Origin of the sequence: Haloterrigena alkaliphila, assembly GCF_017352155.2 — an archaeon.
GTDB classification, from domain to species: Archaea; Halobacteriota; Halobacteria; order Halobacteriales; family Natrialbaceae; genus Haloterrigena; species Haloterrigena alkaliphila.
Genome location: NZ_CP071462.1, coordinates 1,019,390 through 1,036,313 on the forward strand (window position 1 = coordinate 1,019,390; position 16,924 = coordinate 1,036,313).

Here is a 16,924-nt window from a genome sequence, read left to right on the forward strand (position 1 = left end):
ACGGAGGTGGATCGCTGATGGCGACGACCGACGAGCCGACGGACTCCTGGTTCGGCGCGGACGGGCAGGTGAGCCAGCTCCGCGGTGTGCTGTTCAAAGCCGGCTGCCTCGGCGCGACGCTGCTCGCGCTGTTCCTCGTGTTCGTCTTCCTCGTCTACGTGGCGGTCGACGCGATCGAACCGGGAACGGCCGACCCGGCCTGGTGGGCGACGGTCGTCGCGACCGTCGCTGTTCCGGGGGCCACCCTCGCGATCTACTACTACCGCTTCGATCCACGGGCGGGTGAAGTCGCGTACACGGCGCTCGGACTGCCCGTCGCCGCGACGCTGCTCGCCGGCGGCGTCGGCATCGTTTTCAGACACATCGTCAGCCCGTACGAGTGGCTCGCGCTCGTCGTCGCGGCGCTCGTCGCGTACGGCGCGCTCGAGGCCCACGAACGAGTTCGGAGGGCCGGCGCGTTCGAGCGGGCCGCAGTTGCCGTTGTCGTGCTCGCGCTCACGATCGTCGGACTCCCGGGACTCGTCCCGAGCCTTCGAGGGATGATACTGTCGCTCCCGGTCCTTCCGACGGCATCGCTATCGCTGCTGGGTACGTTCGTCGCACCGATCGCGCTGGCTGCCGGCTGGTACGTCCGTCGCGTCCGCGAGAGCGAGCGCGCGGGCCTGATCGCCGGCGGCGCGACGTTCGCCGCGGCCGCTCTGGGCGTCGCCGCCGAACCGATCGCGGGCGTCTCCTGGACGACGTGGATCATCCTGACGACGGTCATTGGCGTTCCCGTCGGTCTGTACGTTGAGGGCGTTCTCAGACGCGGCGAGGGCATCTCCGGACTCGCGTTACCCGTCGTACTCGCGGCCGGCGCGGTCGTCTGCGCCGTCGTCGTCGAAACGGCCGGGTTCACCGGGCCCGACGTCTGGCTCGATTGGGAGTTCCTGACTACCGCTCACAACCGGACACCGCGTGAAGCCGGGATCTATCCCGCGCTCGTCGGATCGGTGATGATGATCATCGTCGTGGCCGTCGCGGCGTTCCCCGTGGGCGTCGGCGCCGCGATCTACCTCGAGGAGTACGCGCCGAACGAGGGACTACTCGGATCGTTCGTCGAACTCATCGAGGTCAATATCGCGAACCTCGCCGGGGTGCCGTCGGTGGTCTACGGACTGCTCGGGCTGGCTCTGTTCGTCAAATCGGGCGGGTTGCAACCCGGCATCGTTATCGTGGGCGGCCTGACGGTCGCGCTGCTCATTCTACCGATCGTCATCGTCTCCGCCCAGGAGGCGATCCGAGCGGTCCCCGACTCCCAGCGAGAGGCGGCCTACGGCATGGGCGCGACGAGGTGGCAGACGGTCCGGAGCGTCGTCCTGCCGCGGGCGATGCCCGGCATCATGACCGGAACGATCCTCGCGCTCGGCCGCGCGATCGGCGAGACGGCGCCGCTGCTGATGGTCGGCGTCGCGGCGGTCGTCCGGATCTCGCCGGATTCGTTCTACGGGCTGTTCAACGCGATGCCGCGACAGCTCTACTCGTGGGCGCAGTTAGCGAAGCCCGACTTCTATCACGGCGTCCTGGCAGCTGGCGTCCTCGTGCTGCTCGTCGTCCTCCTGATGATGAACGGCACCGCGATCCTCCTTCGCAACAAGTATCAACGAAGCGACTGACCGTTTCCGCTTCTCATTCTTGACGGACGGGCTCGGAATCGTTCCGTCTCGAACCCGCGGGATGACCCCGCTCGAGCGAGTCACACGCCGCCGGTTTAGCGACGGCGCGCGGAGTTCGGGACGCCGTCGACTACGACTCCGACCCGCTCACACAGTACTCCTACAGTCGTCACGGGACCGGTCCGTACCCCTCCTAGCAATCGTCTTGTGTCGATCCGTCGTCGGTTCCGGTGATGGCCAACGATCCCCAGACCTGCCCGATCTGCGAGTTCAGTAGCGACGCCGAGACGGACGTTTACACGCACCTGCTGACCAGTCACCGGAAGCGCGCGATCACCGAGACGTTACTCGAGGTCCGGCCCGCGCACGCGCCGCAACGATAAACGCGGCGAGCGGCGTCCCGTTTTCACTCCTCCCCGAAGCGACCCGGGCTCGACCGAACGCGACCCGAGCCCGACGGCGGCCGAAACGACCTGTACGAAAGAGCGCTGCCGGGTCCGCGCCGCGCGCCGCGTCGGGAGTCGCCGCCAGGTCGGTGTGATGATGGCACGCACTCGGTCGGACGGCGACGGGGATCGATCGCACGTGCGATTCCTCGAGGATGACGAGGGTAACTGGCTGGGGGTGCGGCTTCGAGTCGGCGCACGCGCTCGCGAACCCGCTCGACGGCCCGTCGGTCGGCGTCCGGCCGGCGGCAGCCGTCCCTCGAGCCCGGGATCGGCGGCTCGAGGCGGAATCGATGGCGCGGATCTGACAGCGTGGGTTGGTCGCCGCGGACGTCCCATAACGGTTGCTAGTAGGGGTCTTTGGGCGATCCGTCCGCTATGAGCCACACTGAGCACTATATATCGCTCCGTTCGATACCGGAGTCCGGGCCGACGACCGGTACCGGTCGGTACGGACCGACGGGGACCGGTAGTGAGCGCTCCATACGACAACTAGAAGCGGCTTTGTACGGCTCCGGATTCCCCGTAGATACGGAGTCGTTCGAGACCCATATGAGCGAATCTTCAGGCGGATACGACGACCGGACCGTCGGGCGGCGACTAGCGGACGCGGCGGACGAGACGGACGGCGACCGGCCGACCGATCTCGAGTGTATCGTCGTCCAGTATCGGGATCGGCCGGACCGCTGTACGATCACGCCCCGGGAGTGCTCGGAGGGAGATCAGCTGACCCACTGGCTGTCGGTGGACGTGTCGGCGACCGTCGATCTCGACGAGGTTCGGTGATCGCTGGCGGCGCCCGCCGCGGGACCGTCGCCGCACCCGTCACCTGTCAGTGTCGCTGACGTCCACCGTCGGCGGGGAATCGCCAGCCCCGAGCCGGCCCAGAACAGTACCTTTATCAATCGCACGGGGATAGGCCTACCTAAGATTACTCATCGTCTTATGGCAGGAACTCAACAACCGGAGGTGAACATCGGGCTCGTCGGTCACGTCGACCACGGCAAGACGACGCTGGTGCAAGCCCTCAGCGGCTCGTGGACGGACCAGCACAGCGAGGAGATGAAACGCGGGATCTCCATCCGGCTGGGCTACGCGGACGCGACGTTCCGTTACTGCGAGGGCCTCGAGGAACCCGAGTGTTACACCGTCGAGGAGGAGTGTCCGGACGGCTCCGAGAGCGAGCCGCTACGAACCGTGTCGTTCGTCGACGCCCCGGGCCACGAGACCCTGATGGCGACGATGCTGTCGGGCGCCTCGCTGATGGACGGCGCGGTGCTGGTCGTCAGCGCCAACGAACCCGTCCCCCAGCCCCAGACCGAGGAGCACCTGATGGCGCTGGACATCATCGGCATCGACAACATCGTCATCGCCCAGAACAAGGTCGACCTCGTCAGCGGCGATCAGGCGCGCCAGAACTACGAGGAGATCCAGGAGTTCGTCGAGGGGACCGTCGCGGAGGGGGCCCCCGTCGTCCCGGTCTCGGCGGGCCAGGAGGTCAACATGGACCTGCTGATCCAGGCGATCGAGGAGGAGATCCCCACGCCCGAGCGGGATCCCGACGCCGATCCGCGGATGCACGTCGCCCGCAGTTTCGACATCAACAAGCCGGGGACCAGGGCTTCGGAGCTCGCCGGCGGCGTCCTCGGCGGCAGCCTCGTGCAGGGCGAACTCGAGGTCGACGACGAGATCGAGATCCGACCCGGCCGCGAGATCGAGGAGGGCGGCCAGACCGAGTACGTCCCGATCGAGACGACGGTCCGCTCCCTGCAGGCCGGCGGCGAGTCGGTCGATACGGTCACGCCGGGCGGCCTGCTCGGCGTCGGGACCGGCCTCGACCCCTCGCTGACGAAGGGCGACGCGCTGGCCGGCCGGCTGGCCGGGCCGCCGGGCTCGCTCCCGCCGACGTGGGACGGCTTCACGATGGACGTCGACCTGCTCGACCGCGTCGTCGGCGCCGAGAGCGGCGAGACGGTCGACGAGATCAGCACCGGCGAACCGCTGATGATGACCGTCGGCACCGCGACCACCGTGGGCGCCGTCACCAGCGCCCGCGAGGGCGAGTGCGAGGTCAACTTGAAGCGGCCCGTCGCCGCCGAACCGGGCGCGAAGATCGCCATCAACCGCCGCATCGGCGCGCGCTGGCGGCTGATCGGGCTCGGAACGCTCAAGGAGTAGCGACGAGGACGACGAGAGACGAATGACCACGTCGACGCGAGCGGCCCTCGATACGAGCGCGCTCATGATGCCCGTCGAACTCGACGTTCGCCTGTTCGACGAACTCGAGCGACTCCTCGACGACTTCGAGCCGACGGCCCCGCAGGCCGTCCTCGAAGAACTGCGCCGCCTCTCGGAGAAAGGCGGTCAGGAGGGGACGGCCGCGAACGTCGGCCACGATCTGGCGACCGAACGCTGTCTCGTCGTCGACACGGAGGCGTCGTACGCCGACGACGCGCTGGTCGAACTCGCTCGCGGGGGCGGCGTCGACTACGTCGTCACGAACGATCGCCCGCTGCGCGACCGGGTGCTCGAGGCGAGTGTACCGGTAATTGCATTACGCGGGAGAAACAAGTTAGCGATCACTCAACCATAGATGTACAAACGGGTCAGACTGAAAGACACGGTAGAAGTACCGCCGGAGGAGCTCGGCGACGTCTCGCCGGACCTCGTGAAGCGACTGCTGCAGGACAAACTCGAGGGGCGCATGGACGAGGAGGTCGGCAGCGTCGTCTCGGTCACCGAGGTCCACGACATCGGTGAGGGGACGGTGTTGCCCAACCACCCGGGCGTCTACTACGAGGCCGATTTCGACGCCGTCACCTTCGATCCGCAGATGCAGGAAGTCGTCGACGGCACCGTCGTCGAGGTCGTCGAGTTCGGCGCCTTCGTCGGCATCGGCCCCGTCGACGGCCTGCTGCACGTCTCGCAGATCAGCGACGAGTACCTCGCGTTCGACGGCGAGAACCAGCGGCTCTCCTCGAACGAATCCGACCGCGCGCTCGGCGTCGACGACGCCGTCCGCGCCCGCATCGTCACCAAGAGCATCGACGAGCGCAACCCCCGGGACTCGAAGATCGGGCTCACCGCGAAACAGCCCGGCCTGGGCAAGCACGGTTGGCTCGAGGAAGAGCACGAGAAACGCGAAGCGACGACGGCCGAGGGTGAGTAACCGTGGCATCGGATCGCCTCGTCTGTCGCGAGTGTCACCGGGTCAACGAACCGGACAACGACACCTGCGAGAGCTGTAACTCCTCGTCGCTGACCGAAGACTGGGCCGGCTACGTCGTCATCGCTCACCCGGAGGACAGCGACATCGCCACCGAGATGCAGGTCACCGAACCCGGCGCGTACGCGCTGAAGGTCCGCTGAGGGAGCCGTGACTGGCGATAATTCTCCTCCGGAGCCGAACGCGGACGACGTCGCCGACCCGGAGACGGAGTCGGCCGCGGATGCGAAGGCCGAAGCGGACGTCACCGACGTCGACGAGCAGCTGCTGGTCCTGCCAGACGACCTCCGCCACGAACTCAAGGAGCCGATGGGACCCATCGAGACCGACGCCGACCGGCTCCTCGCGGACGTCGACGGGCCGCTGATCGCCGTCGGCGACGTCGTCACCTACCACTTCCTGACGGCGGGCCGCCCGCCGGACGTCGCCCTCGTCGACGAGCGGACGAAGCGGTCGGCCGTCGACGAGGAGATCCGCGCGGCCGTCACCGAAGCGACGCACCTCGAGGCCGTGAACCCGCCCGCGGAGATTTCCCAGGCCGTCGTGGAGGCGCTCCTCGAGGGGTTGGCCCGCGACGAGCCGACCACGATTCTGGTCGAGGGTGAGGAGGACCTCGTCGCGCTGCCGGCGATCGTCGCCGCGCCCGAGGGCGCGAGCGTCGTCTACGGCCAGCCCGACGAGGGGATGGTCCACGTGAAAGTGACCGACGACCACCGCGCGGCGATGCGCGACCTGCTCGACCGCTTCGAGGGCGACACCGAGCGGTTCTGGCGGTTGCTCGAGTCCGAACCCGGCGAGTAAGTGCTCCGAACGGCAGTCGATCAGTGACGGCCCCGAACGTCGCCGGCGGCGGTCGGTTCGGCGACGAGAAGCGCGACAGTAAAGCGCAGTGTTCTCGAGACGGTCAGTCGATCAGTAAAAGTATCAGCCGTGTCGACACCGGGTCGATCGTCGTTCGACTGAATCGGCTACGCCGTCGAGCTAGTTCCAGACGTACACGTCGGTTTCGGCGCGTCGAGTCCCCCGTCCTCGGGGTTCTGGATCAGTTCGACGTCGAGCTCGTCGAGCGACAGCTGGGAGATGAACTGGCTGTCGGTCGTGATCTCGCCGTTCCGGATCGTGACGCTCGAGGACGAAATTCGCATCGTATCCACCTCGCCGCTGGTGTCGTACTCGGTGGTCTGCTCCCCGTCGAACGCGATGTCGCCCTCGAGGTGCGTGAACTGCTGGTCGAGTTGTCGGAAGGTTGCGTCGTCAGCCTCGATCGACACTCTGACCGTGTTTCCGGTCGCCGGCATCTCGACGTCCTTGAACAGGTGCAGTCCCTGAATCGTTCCGCTGTCGATCCGCGCGACGCTGGCCGGGTACTCCCCACAGCCCGCGGAACTGTCGAGCGTCGAGCGCTGCTCGAACCCGTTCCCCTCTAATTCGTCGAACGCGATCGCGAACGTCCCGACGCCGCTGAGCGGGACGGCTGTCGCAACGCCGGCCGAAACCATCCCGACGAGGACGCCGGCCAGAACGACGTTCGAGACGAGAAACCCGACGACGAACCGTTTGCGATCGATTGGCACGAGTGTCCGGTAGTCCAACAAAGGCATAGTTATAGATTGGGACGGTCATCACGGGGAGTATTTATCCGCGAGCGGTAGCTACAGGTATCGAACTGGTCGCGACAGTCGCTCGATCGCGGTGAACGAGACGGGTGGACGAGTCCGTCGGGTCGATCGATAATGCAGAGAAATAGCGCGACGACGATCGCCGACCGCGCCGAATAGGGACGGTTCCGAACCCCGCGGCTCCGTCACTGCTCTCGAGCAACGCACCAGAAAACGGGGCTCGAGCGAAGCGAGATCGAAACGAGTGAGACCGAAGCGAGATCGACCCCCTCGTCCGCGCCGTCACGACCGGTCCGCTACCCGATTCGCAGGAGATCGGTCGTCGTATCTAGGGTGTCCTCGACGGCGTCCGTCGTATTATCGACCGTTTCTTCGACGGCGTCCGTCGTGTTGTCGACCGTATCGTCGACCACATCGGTCGTGTTGTCGGCCGTGTCGTCGACCGTATCCGTCGTATTGTCCACCGCATCAGTCGTCTCGTCGACCGTATCCGTCGTGTTATCGATCGTGTCGTCGACGGCGTCCGTCGTATCGTCGACAGCGTCCGTCGTGTTATCAACGGTATCGTCGACCACGTCGGTCGTATTGTCGACCGTGTCGTCGACGGCATCCGTCGAATTGCCGAGGGTGCCCTCGACCACATCGGTCGTGTTATCGATGGTGTCGTTGACCGCGTCCGTCGTGTTCTCGAGTGGATCGTCGACGATATCGGTCGTATTATCGTCGGATTCGTTTCGCTCCGCCTCGGTCTCGCCCTCGTCCTCGATCCCGAACGCGTCCCTGATCGTGTCGATCATATCGATCGAGTCGGGGACCTGCGCCAGGAGGGTCAGCACCTCCTCCGGCGGGAGCACGACCGTCAGCGTGTCCGCCTCGCCCTGGGCGAACGCGACGTCGGTTCGCGGGCCGAGGAGCGTCGTCTCCTCGAACTCGACGCCGTTCATCCGGAGGCGAACCCCGCCGCTCTCTTCCGCCGCCCCGTCGATACAGAGCGTATCGGCGGCGATGTATCCGGATTCGATTCGGAACGTTGCTTCCACCTCGGTCCGTCGGTGCTCGCGCGACGTCACGGTCGACGACTGCGTCTCGAGGTTCGTCGACTCCTGCTGGTAGGCGTTCATCGAGATGTCCCTGAGCGACGGCGCCGGAAGACAGCCCAGGGAATCGAGGAGACTCGCGTCCTCCAGTTGCGGCGTCTCATTTGAGTCCGTCTCGGATCCCGTCAGGTTTCCCGTTACGGTCCCAGTCACGTTTTCCGTCGCGGTTCCGGTCACGTTTTCCGTCACGTTCCCCGTCTCGGTTCCCGTGACCTCCTGTGCCGCCGCGGTTACGGCGACGCCGGCCGGGAGGCTCGCGACGAGGACGACGACGAGGGTCGCGGTCGCCAGCGAAGATCGATCGATCATTGTCAGGTACGGTATCACGCGACCCAATGTCACACGCACTAATAGATATTGACGACGTTATCACTGGCTGTTTATATCAGTCCGTCCTGATCGTCCCGACGAGCGACTGCTCCGACGTCGCCAGAAGCAACTCTTCGCGGCCCAAATCTTCCCCCTCGCTGACGGCCCCTGTACGGTGATCGCTCCCCGCTCGAGTAACTCGGACTCGAATCGATCAGCCGGGAGCGTCACTCGACGGTCGGTGGGTCGGTCACAGTCACTCACCGCACGTCCGCGTGGAACCGCGAGGACAGCGATGACGGCAGGAACAATGGGGACAGCGACCGTCATCGTCAACGTGTCACGGAAATATTATCAGTAGAAGTTGTTGGTTCAGATATGAATTGGCCCATCGTCGCGGGAGGCGGAGCCGGATTGATCGCCGGCGGTGCGCTGCGCGTCGCGTTCGGTTCGAACTGGTTTCTGGTCGTCGCCGTGATCGCAGTGTACGCAGGCTGGGGGTACTTCGCCGCCCGATATCACCGACTCCTCCTGCGGGAGTTCCCCGCGTTCGATCGGTCGACGGACCGACTCGGCTACGCGATCGGCCTGTTCGGCGTCAGTATCGGTCCCGTCGCCTTCGGCCGGCAGTACACCGCGGCCGACGTCAGCCTCGAGTTCCTCGTCGCCTACCTCGGCGTCATCGGCTTCCTGCTCGCCTCGAGCGCAGCGAGCGCGGACGCCGACCGCGACTGAGACGGGGCCGACGGCCGTTCGGTCGACGCGCCGTCACTCCACGACCGTGTGCTCGAGCGTGCCGATCCCCTCGATCTCGAGTTCGACCGTCGATCCGTCCTCGAGGAACTGGCCCAACTCGAGGCCACAGCCCCCACCGACGGTGCCGCTGCCGACGACGTCGCCCGGATGGAGCGTCTCGGACTGGGAGACGTGTTCGACGATGTCGGCGAAGGAGTGGTACATCTCGTCAACGGTGCCCTCGGACCAGACCTCGCCGTCGACCCGGGCGGTCATGGGGGCCTCGAGGACGTCGATGTCGTCGGCGGGCACGAAGTACGGACCGAGGCCGTTCGCGAAGTCCTTCCCCTTCGCCGGCCCGAGTCGGCCCTCCATCTCCCGGCCCTGAATGTCGCGGGCGCTGAAATCGTTGAACACGGTGTAGCCCGCGATGTACTCCTCGGCGTCCGCGGCCGGGATATCGCGGCCCCGCTTCCCGATCACGGCCGCGATCTCGAGTTCGTAGTCCATGATCTGCGAGTAGTCGGGCCACCGGATCGTCTCGCCGGGCGCGACGACGCTGTCGGCGTTGCCCTTGTAGTAGACCGGGAGTTCGTACCAGACGTCGGCGATGTCTCCGTCCATGCTGTTCTGTACGTGCTCCTCGATGGCCATGAAGTCCCGCAGCGAGTTGGGGCGAGGAAGCGGTGCGAGCAGGTCGTACTCCCCGGATTCGTACCGCAGTTTCGCGCCGCCGGGACCGCGCTCGGCGTCGGTCTCGGCCGCGTACTCCAGCGCCTCGCGGGCGTCGTCGATCGCCCGATCGCCGCGCTCGAGGAAGGCGATCATCTCCGGCGGGACGTGGGCTCGCGCGAGGTCGGCCGGGGCGGGTTCGCCCTCGGCCTCGAGGGCGGCGCCGTAGGCGGCGGTGAGGTCGACGAGCGTGGCCTCGCCCGCGGCGGCTTCCTCCGTTCCGTCCGCCCCGGTCGCTTCGGAGACGGCACCGATGCGCTCGACGGGACCGACGGGGGTTTCGACTTCGAAGGTGGCGAATTTCATGCCTCTCCCTCCATTTCCCGCTCCTCGACGAAAGCGACAGGGCGAACCCAGCCCGCGCTCCCGTCCTCGATTGTGATGGGGAAGGCGACAACCGGGATATCCGTCTTGCGGGGCAGGGCATCGAGGTTCGCCATCTTCTCGATCTGGCAGTACTCGACCTCCCGGCCGGCGAAGTGGGCCGGCCACAACTCGGACTCGTCGCCGGTCTCGACGTAGCGCTCGCCCATCGCGGCGAAGGGCTTGTCGAAGCCGTAGGCGTCCGTTCCGATCACCTTGATTCCCTTCTCGACGAGGAATTTCGTCCCCTCGGCGCTCATCCCCGGGAACTGGGTGAGATACTCCGGCGTTCCCCACAGCTCGTCGGCCCCGGTCTGGATCAGGACGATCTCGCCGGGGGAGAGCTCGTGGTTCAGGTCCGCGAGGGCGGCCTCGAGATCGCTCGCCGAAATCTCCTCACCGGGCACCATCTCGCGGAAATCGAGGACGACGGCGTTCCCACGACACCACTCGAGGGGTATTTCCTCGATCGTCTTCGCCGGTTCGCCGTCGACCTCGGGGCCGTAGTGCCACGGCGCGTCGAGGTGGGTCCCCGCGTGGGGGATGACCTCGAGGTCCTCCCAGGCCAGCCCCATCCCGTCGGGGAAGTCGTCGGCCTCGACGTCGTGGCCGAGTTGGCGGAGGTTCTTCGCGAGGCGTTCCGCACCGGCCTCGTGGTCGAAGGCGTCGATTTTCGGCGGGGTCGGCTCGCTCGGAGCCCCGTCCTCGAGGCCGATGCTCAGGTCGATCAGCGCGGTATCGTCGGATGTCAACAAGTCACTCATGGTAGCCACGATCAGGGGCGAACATTTGAATGTGATCGAAGCGGTGGCCAGCGACGCGGCGGTCCCGCGTTCGGATCGCGGCAGCGAGCGGTCGCCTCAGAGCCCCCAGATGAGGACGATACCGACCGTCGTGACGACCGCGAGCAGCAACTGGAGGGGGCCGCCGACTTTCAGAAAGTCGGTGAACTCGTAGCCGCCGGGGCCGTAGACCATCAGGTTCGTCTGGTAGCCGACCGGCGTCATGAACGAGGTCGCGGAGGCGAACATCACCGCGAGGAGGAACGAGAACGGCGCGGCGCCGAGGCTCGTCGCGGCGTCGATCGCGACGGGGATCATCAACACGACCGTCGCGACCGGCGTGATGACGTTCGCCAGCAGCCCCGTCACGACGGTAAACAGCAACAGGACCGCCACGAGCGGCAGGTACTCCGCCGTCGACACCAGCGCCGCGGCGATAACCGCCGAACCGCCGGTGGCCTCGAGGGCGATCCCGAGCGGAATGACGCCCGCCAGCAGGAAGACGACGTTCCACGAGACGGCGTCGTAGGCGTCGTCGATCGAGAGACAGCCGCTGACGACCATCAGGAAGACGCCGGCGAACGCCGCGATCACGATCGAGACGATATCCAGCGCGGCCGCGCCGACGACGCCGGCCATGATCCCGATTGCGATCGGCGTCTTCGGCGAGAGCGGCGCCAGTTCCTCGGGATCGGCGTCGGCCAGTCGGTCGAAGGCGTCGTCGTCGACGACGACCAAGTCGTTCGACGCGGTGAAGTGGTCGATGGCGTCGTCGTCCGTCTGGATCAGGAGGAGATCGCCTGCGGCGAGGCGCACGTCTGCGAGGCCGGTCCGGAGCAGGTCGCCCTCGCGGCGGATCGCCAGGACGGTCGTATCGAAGAACTCCCGAAGGGGAGTCTCGCCGAGCCGCTCGCCGACGAAGGCCGACCGCTCGGGGACGACGGCTTTGGCGAGGCCGTTCTCGCTGGCTGACTCGTCGAACGTCTCCTCGGTCACCTGTTCCCGGACGACCTGGTGTACTCCCTGCTGCTCGACGAAGCGATTGACCGCCTGCAGGGAGCCGTGGACCGTGAGCAGATCGCCCTCGCGGATCGGCCGGTCGGCGGCGACCGCGACGAGGGACTCCCCCTCGGCGTGGGTCCCCGCCTCGCTCGTCTCGAGGTTCGTTCGGCCGTCACGAGGTCGCTGTCCGTCGGGAGCCGCCTCGAGTGCCGCCTCGTCGTCGCCGTCGTACGTGAGGGTCCGACCCGTCGTCTCGGCGTCGGCCTCGCGACGGAGTTGCAACACGCGAACGTTCGCGTCCGTGCGGGCCTCGAGGTCATCGATCGTGCGGCCGACCGGCGCGGAGTCCGCCCGGACGCGGACCGTCACGAGGTGGTTCTCGAGTTCGAACTCCTCGACGAGGTCGGCGTCGACGGGGATCCGCGCGGGCGTCAGCCACCGTCCGACGGTGGCGAGGTACGCGAGGCCGACGAGGAGAACGACCACGCCGAGCGCCGAGAACTCGAACATCCCGATCGGCTGGCGACCGAGCAGTTCGACGGCGAACTCGCTGGCGAGTAAGTTCGTCGACGTCCCGATGAGCGTCAGCGTCCCCCCGAGGATCGCGGCGTACGACAGCGGCAAGAGCAGTTTGGACGGCGAGACGCCGGTCTTCTCCGCGAGGTCCGAAATCATCGGCACGAAGATCGCCACGATCGGCGTGTTGTTGATGAAGCCGGCGAGCGGCCCCGTCGTACAGATCGTCGCCAGCAGCGCTCGCTTCTCGCTGCCGTTCGTGATCGAGGCGAGGGAGACCCCCAGCCGCTGCACCAGGCCCGTCCCCTGAATGGCCGCGCTGAGCATGTACATGGCGACGATCGTGATCGTCGCGGTGTTGGCGAAGCCGGAAATCGCACCGCGCGGACCGACGCCGGTCACCGGCTCGAGGGCCGCCAGCGAGACGATGATCCCGATCGCGGTCACGTCGGTCGGGATCGCTTCGGTGACGAACAGGACGAGCGCGACGGCGATGAGGGCGAAGACGACCAGCGCGCCCGTCGACAGCGTTCCGGCGATCATCGTGCGATCACCACCGAATCACCGGGGGTTCGGGGCGGCTGGGTGGTCCGGCGTCGAGACGATCGCTGTGAGGAGTGCGTGCACACTGAACTGAGTTCAGTGAATACACAAAATAATGACTGTTCGGACGACCACTATATTCGCTGTCGGCTCGCGCTGGAACGCCCACCGGAACGAACCGAACCGAGGCGACGGAGCGGGCCGAGACGACAGAGTGGGCCACGACGACGGCCAGCGAATCTCGAGAAACTATTTACCGCCCGCCGTGAACGTGGCGGACATGTACGATTTCGTCGTCGTCGGCGTCGGTCCGCCGGGAGCCCGCTTCGCTCGCCGGGCCGCCGAGGCGGGGTACGACGTGCTCGCCCTCGAGAAGGGGACGGTCGGCGAACCGCTGGCCTGCTCGGGGCACGTGAGCACCGACATCTGGGAGTTCACGGGGGAGGGCGCCCGCGAGGAACTGTTCCAGAACGAGATCTACGGGGCGCGCTTCCACGTCGGCGGGCCGGGCAGCGACGCCTACCCGTTCTACAAGCGCGAGGTCGCGTCGAACGTCATCGACCGCGTCGGGCTGGATCGCCACCTCGCCGACCTCGCACGCGAGGCGGGCGCGGACGTCCGCGAGGAGCACACGGTCACGGAGGTCACCGAGCACCGCGACCGCGTCGCGGTCGTCGCCAGCGGCCCCGACGGAACCGTCGAATTCGAGGCGAAGATGCTCGCCGGCTGCGACGGCCCGCGCTCGCGGGTTCGAGACGAACTCGAGTTGCCCGAACCCGACGAACTGCTCCACGGGGTGCTGGCGTTCTCCGACGAGACCGACCACCAGGACTTCGTCGACGTCCACCTGACCGCGCCGACGTTCTTCGCGTGGCGCATTCCCCGCGGCGACGCCGGCGTCGAGTACGGACTGGCCGCGCCGCCGGGCGTCCAGGTCACCAGACACTTCGCGGAGTTGATCGACGGCTACGAGATCGACGTCTCCCACCGGTGCTCGGGCGCTATTCCGATCGGGCCGCCGGATCGCGTGACCTCGCGCCGCGCATTCTTACTCGGCGACGCGGCCGCCCAGACCAAGCCCTTCACCGGCGGCGGCATCCTCTACAGCATGACCTGCGCCGACCACGCAGTCCGCGAGATCGATCCCGACCGGCCGACGACGCTGGCGGCCTACGAACGCGCCTGGCGGACGGACCTCGAGCGCGAACAGGCGCTCGGCCACTGGCTCCGCCGAGCGTACTCCCTGCCGGAACCCGTCCAGCGCCTTGGCCTCGGCGCGCTCTCGGGCGAGATCGGCGTCCACATGGATCGGCCGACGTCGCTCGTCTCGCCGTCACATCTGCGGGCGGTGCTCTCGGGGCTTCGGTGAGTCGCGGGCGTCGTTCATCCGTTCACGTCGCGGTTTTCAGTTTTCTCGAATTGCTCGAGACGATGCAACCGCATGCGGTGGCGCGCGCTGTCGACGGTCCGAGCGAATGCGAGGCGCGTCGACGATACTGTGCGAGGTCTTCGCGAGTTATACGAGCGAAGGCTTGTCAGAGCTTGCTCTGACAGTGGATGAGCGACCGAAGGGAGCGTTAGCGCTGAACCGAAGGTTCCGCGGCGAACCATGCGAACGGGCGCGCAGCGCCCGTGAGCAGAAATCGGTTGGGGAGGGTGTGGAAATCCCCGTTGCCACGGTAGCAGAACGCTCGCCTTTAGTTACACTCCTTCAACTACGGTACTCAGCTGCTGTGCTTATCGATTAGACTCGAGGAGTCCTCTGCTAATCCTGGCAACGGGGGATCGCCACGTCCTCCCCAACCGATTCGCTCGTTCCCACCAGTCACTCGCTCATCCCTCGCACGACTTCAGACCGCGGTTCGCTCATCGCTCACCGCGGTCCAGCGCGCGCCACCGCGCGCCGGGTGGTCGTTCCGAGAATTGTAACCGCGTCACTGAGCGAGTCCGATCGTCTAAACGGAATTTCTGAGAGCGGAACCACCTACCGGAGTGAGTGCCGGAGCCGACAGACCGAAGGCGACCCTCACGAAACGCCACGTAGATGGCCGGACGGCAGACGAGGATCGTCGAGTTCGTCGCTCGGACGCTCGAGCGACTCGGGATCATCGAGACCGAGCGGTTCCACCCGACGGTCGATCTCGCGTGGCCCCGGGTCGTGACGGGCTTCGCAATTATGTCGAAGCAGACGGCCGACCTCGCGATGGTCGGCATCGCCGTCGGGACGGCAGGTACCGCGGGGCTGGCCTACGCCCTCGCGTTCTGGCAGATGGTGACGATGCTGGGGCTGGGACTGGCGGGCGGGACCGTCAGTCTCGTCTCGCAGAACTACGGCGGCGAGGAGACCGGGCGCGCCTCGCAGGTGGTCAAACAGAGCGTGCTGCTGGCCGTCGCCCTCGCGGTCCCGATCCTGCTCGCCTTCTTCGCCTTCGCCGACTCGTTGATCGGTCTGTTCGACGCCGGTCCGGCGCCGCTCGCCCACGGCAGCACCTATCTCGCGTTCGTCGCGCCGGCGGTGCTCTTCGAACTGCTGAGCCTGATCGCCAGCCGAACCTACACGGGCGTCGGCGACACGTTCACGGAGATGGTCGCCCGCGCGGGCGGCGCGGCGCTCAACATCCTGCTCAGCGGCGTCCTCATCTTCGGGTTCGGGATGGGCGTCGCCGGCGCGGCGATCGGGACGACCCTCTCGACGGGGTTCGTGACGGGCGTCCTCGCGTGGGGGATGGTCGGGAAGTCCTACGGCGTCCTCGGTATGGAACCCAGTCCCGTCCCGCTGACCCGGTCGGGACCGTGGCTCGAGCCGACGCTGCTCCGACAGGTGATCGAGATCTCGACGCCCGAGATCGGCCGCCGGCTGGCTCAGGGACTCGTCGTCTTCCCCCTGCTGTGGGTCGCCGGCACCTTCGGCCCGGTGGTCGTCACCGCCCTCGAGGTCGGCCGCCGGGTGCGCAGCCTCATCAACAGCGTCAACTGGGGGCTGTCGCTGGCCGCGAGTTCGCTCGTCGGGCAACAGCTCGGAGCGGGCGACGAGGCGGAAGCGGGCGCCTACGGCGCGGCGATCATCCGGCTCTCGACGGTGCTCTACACCGGGCTGGCGGTGCTGGTGATCGCCTTCGCCGAACCGATCGCCGGACTCTTCGGCGGCGGGCCGGCGGCGGTCGCGCAGGCGGCGACGTTCGTGGCCGTCGGCGCGGTCAGTTCGATCGGATACGGCATCGACGGCACCGCGGCGGGGGCGCTGCTGGGCGCCGGCGACACCCGTCTGCCCTTCGTCGCCTCGCTGGTCGGCCGGTACGGGTTCGCGCTTCCGGCCGCGGCGCTGGGGCTGTTCACGCCGCTCGGCATCGGCGGACTCTACCTCGCGCTGGTGCTCGAGACCGCGGTGCCGGGCGGGATCAACTACTGGTTGTTCCACCGCGGGCGCTGGAAGGTCGTGAGTCGGCGGTATCGGCCCGATTCGGACGCCGAATAACGCGCGGTCGCAGAAGGATCGGGGCTCGAGCGGCGGCGCTCCGTCGTACTACTCGAGCGACGGCAGTCCGTTTCGTTCGAAGTGGACGAAGAGCCGAACGAGCGCGAGACCTAGCGCGATGGTGCCGACGGTGACGAGTCCGATCGCGGCCACGTCCTCGGGCATTCCCATCGACGCGACCAGTACCGACGCCGCGGCCGCGAGAATCGCGACGGACGTCAGCAGCGCCAACGCCCGACAGCTCAACGTCGTCCACGTCGACCGGGAAACGTATCGATTCCGTACGGTGGAACAGGGCATGTGAAGGTGTTGTATCCCCAACACCATGATAGTTGTCAGTCCATCAATTCGGGAGGGGCAAATCTCGAGGCGCGAGCCCGTGAACGGCACTCGCCTCCTCGCAGCGCCGTTCTCCAGCGCCAGC

General features: G+C 67.1%; 18 protein-coding genes. 12 read left to right on the forward strand and 6 right to left on the reverse strand.

The features are described from left to right. Positions 1-17 precede the first annotated feature (17 nt). The 9 genes from pstA to J0X25_RS23830 all read left to right on the forward strand — a co-directional run bounded on the left by pstA (position 18) and on the right by J0X25_RS23830 (position 6,128). On the forward strand, positions 18-1,655 hold the full coding sequence (pstA, locus tag J0X25_RS23790; RefSeq protein ID WP_207290037.1) for a phosphate ABC transporter permease PstA: 1,638 nt from the start codon (positions 18-20) through the stop codon (positions 1,653-1,655). Between the two features lie 233 nt (positions 1,656-1,888). After that, positions 1,889-2,038: a hypothetical protein gene (locus J0X25_RS23795; RefSeq protein ID WP_207290038.1), complete on the forward strand. Its 150-nt coding sequence runs from the start codon at positions 1,889-1,891 to the stop codon at positions 2,036-2,038. Between the two features lie 218 nt (positions 2,039-2,256). After that, positions 2,257-2,409: a hypothetical protein gene (locus J0X25_RS23800; protein ID WP_207290039.1), complete on the forward strand. Its 153-nt coding sequence runs from the start codon at positions 2,257-2,259 to the stop codon at positions 2,407-2,409. A gap of 244 nt (positions 2,410-2,653) precedes the next feature. Further along, entirely contained in the window at positions 2,654-2,887 is a 234-nt protein-coding gene (locus J0X25_RS23805; RefSeq protein WP_207290040.1) for a DUF7511 domain-containing protein, read from the forward strand. 159 nt (positions 2,888-3,046) lie between these two features. Further along, positions 3,047-4,279, forward strand: coding sequence for a translation initiation factor IF-2 subunit gamma (locus tag J0X25_RS23810; RefSeq protein ID WP_207290041.1), 1,233 nt, complete (start codon positions 3,047-3,049; stop codon positions 4,277-4,279). Positions 4,280-4,301: 22 nt separating this feature from the next. Continuing rightward, a complete protein-coding gene (locus tag J0X25_RS23815; RefSeq protein ID WP_207290042.1) occupies positions 4,302-4,694 on the forward strand; it encodes a type II toxin-antitoxin system VapC family toxin in 393 nt (130 codons plus the stop codon). Beyond that, positions 4,695-5,270: a DNA-directed RNA polymerase gene (locus tag J0X25_RS23820; protein WP_207290043.1), complete on the forward strand. Its 576-nt coding sequence runs from the start codon at positions 4,695-4,697 to the stop codon at positions 5,268-5,270. It abuts the gene before it with no gap. Positions 5,271-5,272: 2 nt separating this feature from the next. Next, the gene (gene spt4 / locus J0X25_RS23825; protein WP_207290044.1) at positions 5,273-5,470 is read left to right on the forward strand and encodes a transcription elongation factor subunit Spt4; all 198 of its coding nucleotides are present in this window, start codon (positions 5,273-5,275) and stop codon (positions 5,468-5,470) included. 7 nt (positions 5,471-5,477) lie between these two features. Further along, positions 5,478-6,128 carry a GTP-dependent dephospho-CoA kinase family protein gene (locus J0X25_RS23830; RefSeq protein WP_207290045.1) on the forward strand — a complete coding sequence of 217 codons (651 nt, stop codon included), beginning with the start codon at positions 5,478-5,480 and terminating at the stop codon, positions 6,126-6,128. Between the two features lie 167 nt (positions 6,129-6,295). Here J0X25_RS23830 and J0X25_RS23835 read toward each other — a convergent pair whose 3' ends face one another. Then, the gene (locus tag J0X25_RS23835) at positions 6,296-6,901 is read right to left on the reverse strand and encodes a hypothetical protein (protein ID WP_207290046.1); all 606 of its coding nucleotides are present in this window, start codon (positions 6,899-6,901) and stop codon (positions 6,296-6,298) included. Between the two features lie 341 nt (positions 6,902-7,242). After that, complete coding sequence (locus J0X25_RS23840; protein WP_207290047.1) at positions 7,243-8,352, reverse strand: hypothetical protein; 1,110 nt, start codon at positions 8,350-8,352, stop codon at positions 7,243-7,245. A 378-nt stretch (positions 8,353-8,730) separates the two neighbouring features. Here J0X25_RS23840 and J0X25_RS23845 point away from each other — a divergent pair, with 378 nt between their 5' ends. Beyond that, positions 8,731-9,087 (forward strand): hypothetical protein, encoded by a 357-nt coding sequence (locus J0X25_RS23845; RefSeq protein ID WP_207290048.1) that lies wholly within the window; start codon positions 8,731-8,733, stop codon positions 9,085-9,087. 33 nt (positions 9,088-9,120) lie between these two features. Here J0X25_RS23845 and J0X25_RS23850 read toward each other — a convergent pair whose 3' ends face one another. From J0X25_RS23850 to J0X25_RS23860, 3 genes are all read right to left on the reverse strand, one after another. Then, positions 9,121-10,125 carry a fumarylacetoacetate hydrolase family protein gene (locus tag J0X25_RS23850; RefSeq protein WP_207290049.1) on the reverse strand — a complete coding sequence of 335 codons (1,005 nt, stop codon included), beginning with the start codon at positions 10,123-10,125 and terminating at the stop codon, positions 9,121-9,123. Continuing rightward, the gene (locus J0X25_RS23855; RefSeq protein WP_207290050.1) at positions 10,122-10,946 is read right to left on the reverse strand and encodes a cyclase family protein; all 825 of its coding nucleotides are present in this window, start codon (positions 10,944-10,946) and stop codon (positions 10,122-10,124) included. Before J0X25_RS23855 ends, J0X25_RS23850 begins: the two co-directional genes overlap by 4 nt. 96 nt (positions 10,947-11,042) lie before the next feature. Then, on the reverse strand, positions 11,043-13,025 hold the full coding sequence (locus J0X25_RS23860; RefSeq protein ID WP_207290051.1) for an SLC13 family permease: 1,983 nt from the start codon (positions 13,023-13,025) through the stop codon (positions 11,043-11,045). Between the two features lie 280 nt (positions 13,026-13,305). Between J0X25_RS23860 and J0X25_RS23865 the strand changes: the two genes are divergently transcribed. Both J0X25_RS23865 and J0X25_RS23870 read left to right on the forward strand, forming a co-directional pair. Beyond that, positions 13,306-14,394 (forward strand): geranylgeranyl reductase family protein, encoded by a 1,089-nt coding sequence (locus tag J0X25_RS23865; RefSeq protein WP_207290052.1) that lies wholly within the window; start codon positions 13,306-13,308, stop codon positions 14,392-14,394. Positions 14,395-15,069: 675 nt separating this feature from the next. Further along, a complete protein-coding gene (locus J0X25_RS23870) occupies positions 15,070-16,500 on the forward strand; it encodes an MATE family efflux transporter (protein ID WP_207290053.1) in 1,431 nt (476 codons plus the stop codon). A gap of 48 nt (positions 16,501-16,548) precedes the next feature. Here the strand turns inward: J0X25_RS23870 and J0X25_RS23875 are convergent, their stop codons facing one another. After that, a complete protein-coding gene (locus tag J0X25_RS23875; protein ID WP_207290054.1) occupies positions 16,549-16,800 on the reverse strand; it encodes a hypothetical protein in 252 nt (83 codons plus the stop codon). Positions 16,801-16,924: the final 124 nt, after the last annotated feature.

Coding starts and splice junctions, on each gene's coding strand:
- pstA (WP_207290037.1), top strand. CDS start 18: ATGGCGACGACCGACGAGCCGACGGACTCCTGGTTCGGCGCGGACGGG.
- J0X25_RS23795 (WP_207290038.1), top strand. CDS start 1,889: ATGGCCAACGATCCCCAGACCTGCCCGATCTGCGAGTTCAGTAGCGAC.
- J0X25_RS23800 (WP_207290039.1), top strand. CDS start 2,257: ATGACGAGGGTAACTGGCTGGGGGTGCGGCTTCGAGTCGGCGCACGCG.
- J0X25_RS23805 (WP_207290040.1), top strand. CDS start 2,654: ATGAGCGAATCTTCAGGCGGATACGACGACCGGACCGTCGGGCGGCGA.
- J0X25_RS23810 (WP_207290041.1), top strand. CDS start 3,047: ATGGCAGGAACTCAACAACCGGAGGTGAACATCGGGCTCGTCGGTCAC.
- J0X25_RS23815 (WP_207290042.1), top strand. CDS start 4,302: ATGACCACGTCGACGCGAGCGGCCCTCGATACGAGCGCGCTCATGATG.
- J0X25_RS23820 (WP_207290043.1), top strand. CDS start 4,695: ATGTACAAACGGGTCAGACTGAAAGACACGGTAGAAGTACCGCCGGAG.
- J0X25_RS23840 (WP_207290047.1), bottom strand. CDS start 8,352: ATGATCGATCGATCTTCGCTGGCGACCGCGACCCTCGTCGTCGTCCTC.
- J0X25_RS23845 (WP_207290048.1), top strand. CDS start 8,731: ATGAATTGGCCCATCGTCGCGGGAGGCGGAGCCGGATTGATCGCCGGC.
- J0X25_RS23850 (WP_207290049.1), bottom strand. CDS start 10,125: ATGAAATTCGCCACCTTCGAAGTCGAAACCCCCGTCGGTCCCGTCGAG.
- J0X25_RS23855 (WP_207290050.1), bottom strand. CDS start 10,946: ATGAGTGACTTGTTGACATCCGACGATACCGCGCTGATCGACCTGAGC.
- J0X25_RS23860 (WP_207290051.1), bottom strand. CDS start 13,025: ATGATCGCCGGAACGCTGTCGACGGGCGCGCTGGTCGTCTTCGCCCTC.
- J0X25_RS23865 (WP_207290052.1), top strand. CDS start 13,306: ATGTACGATTTCGTCGTCGTCGGCGTCGGTCCGCCGGGAGCCCGCTTC.
- J0X25_RS23870 (WP_207290053.1), top strand. CDS start 15,070: ATGGCCGGACGGCAGACGAGGATCGTCGAGTTCGTCGCTCGGACGCTC.
- J0X25_RS23875 (WP_207290054.1), bottom strand. CDS start 16,800: ATGCCCTGTTCCACCGTACGGAATCGATACGTTTCCCGGTCGACGTGG.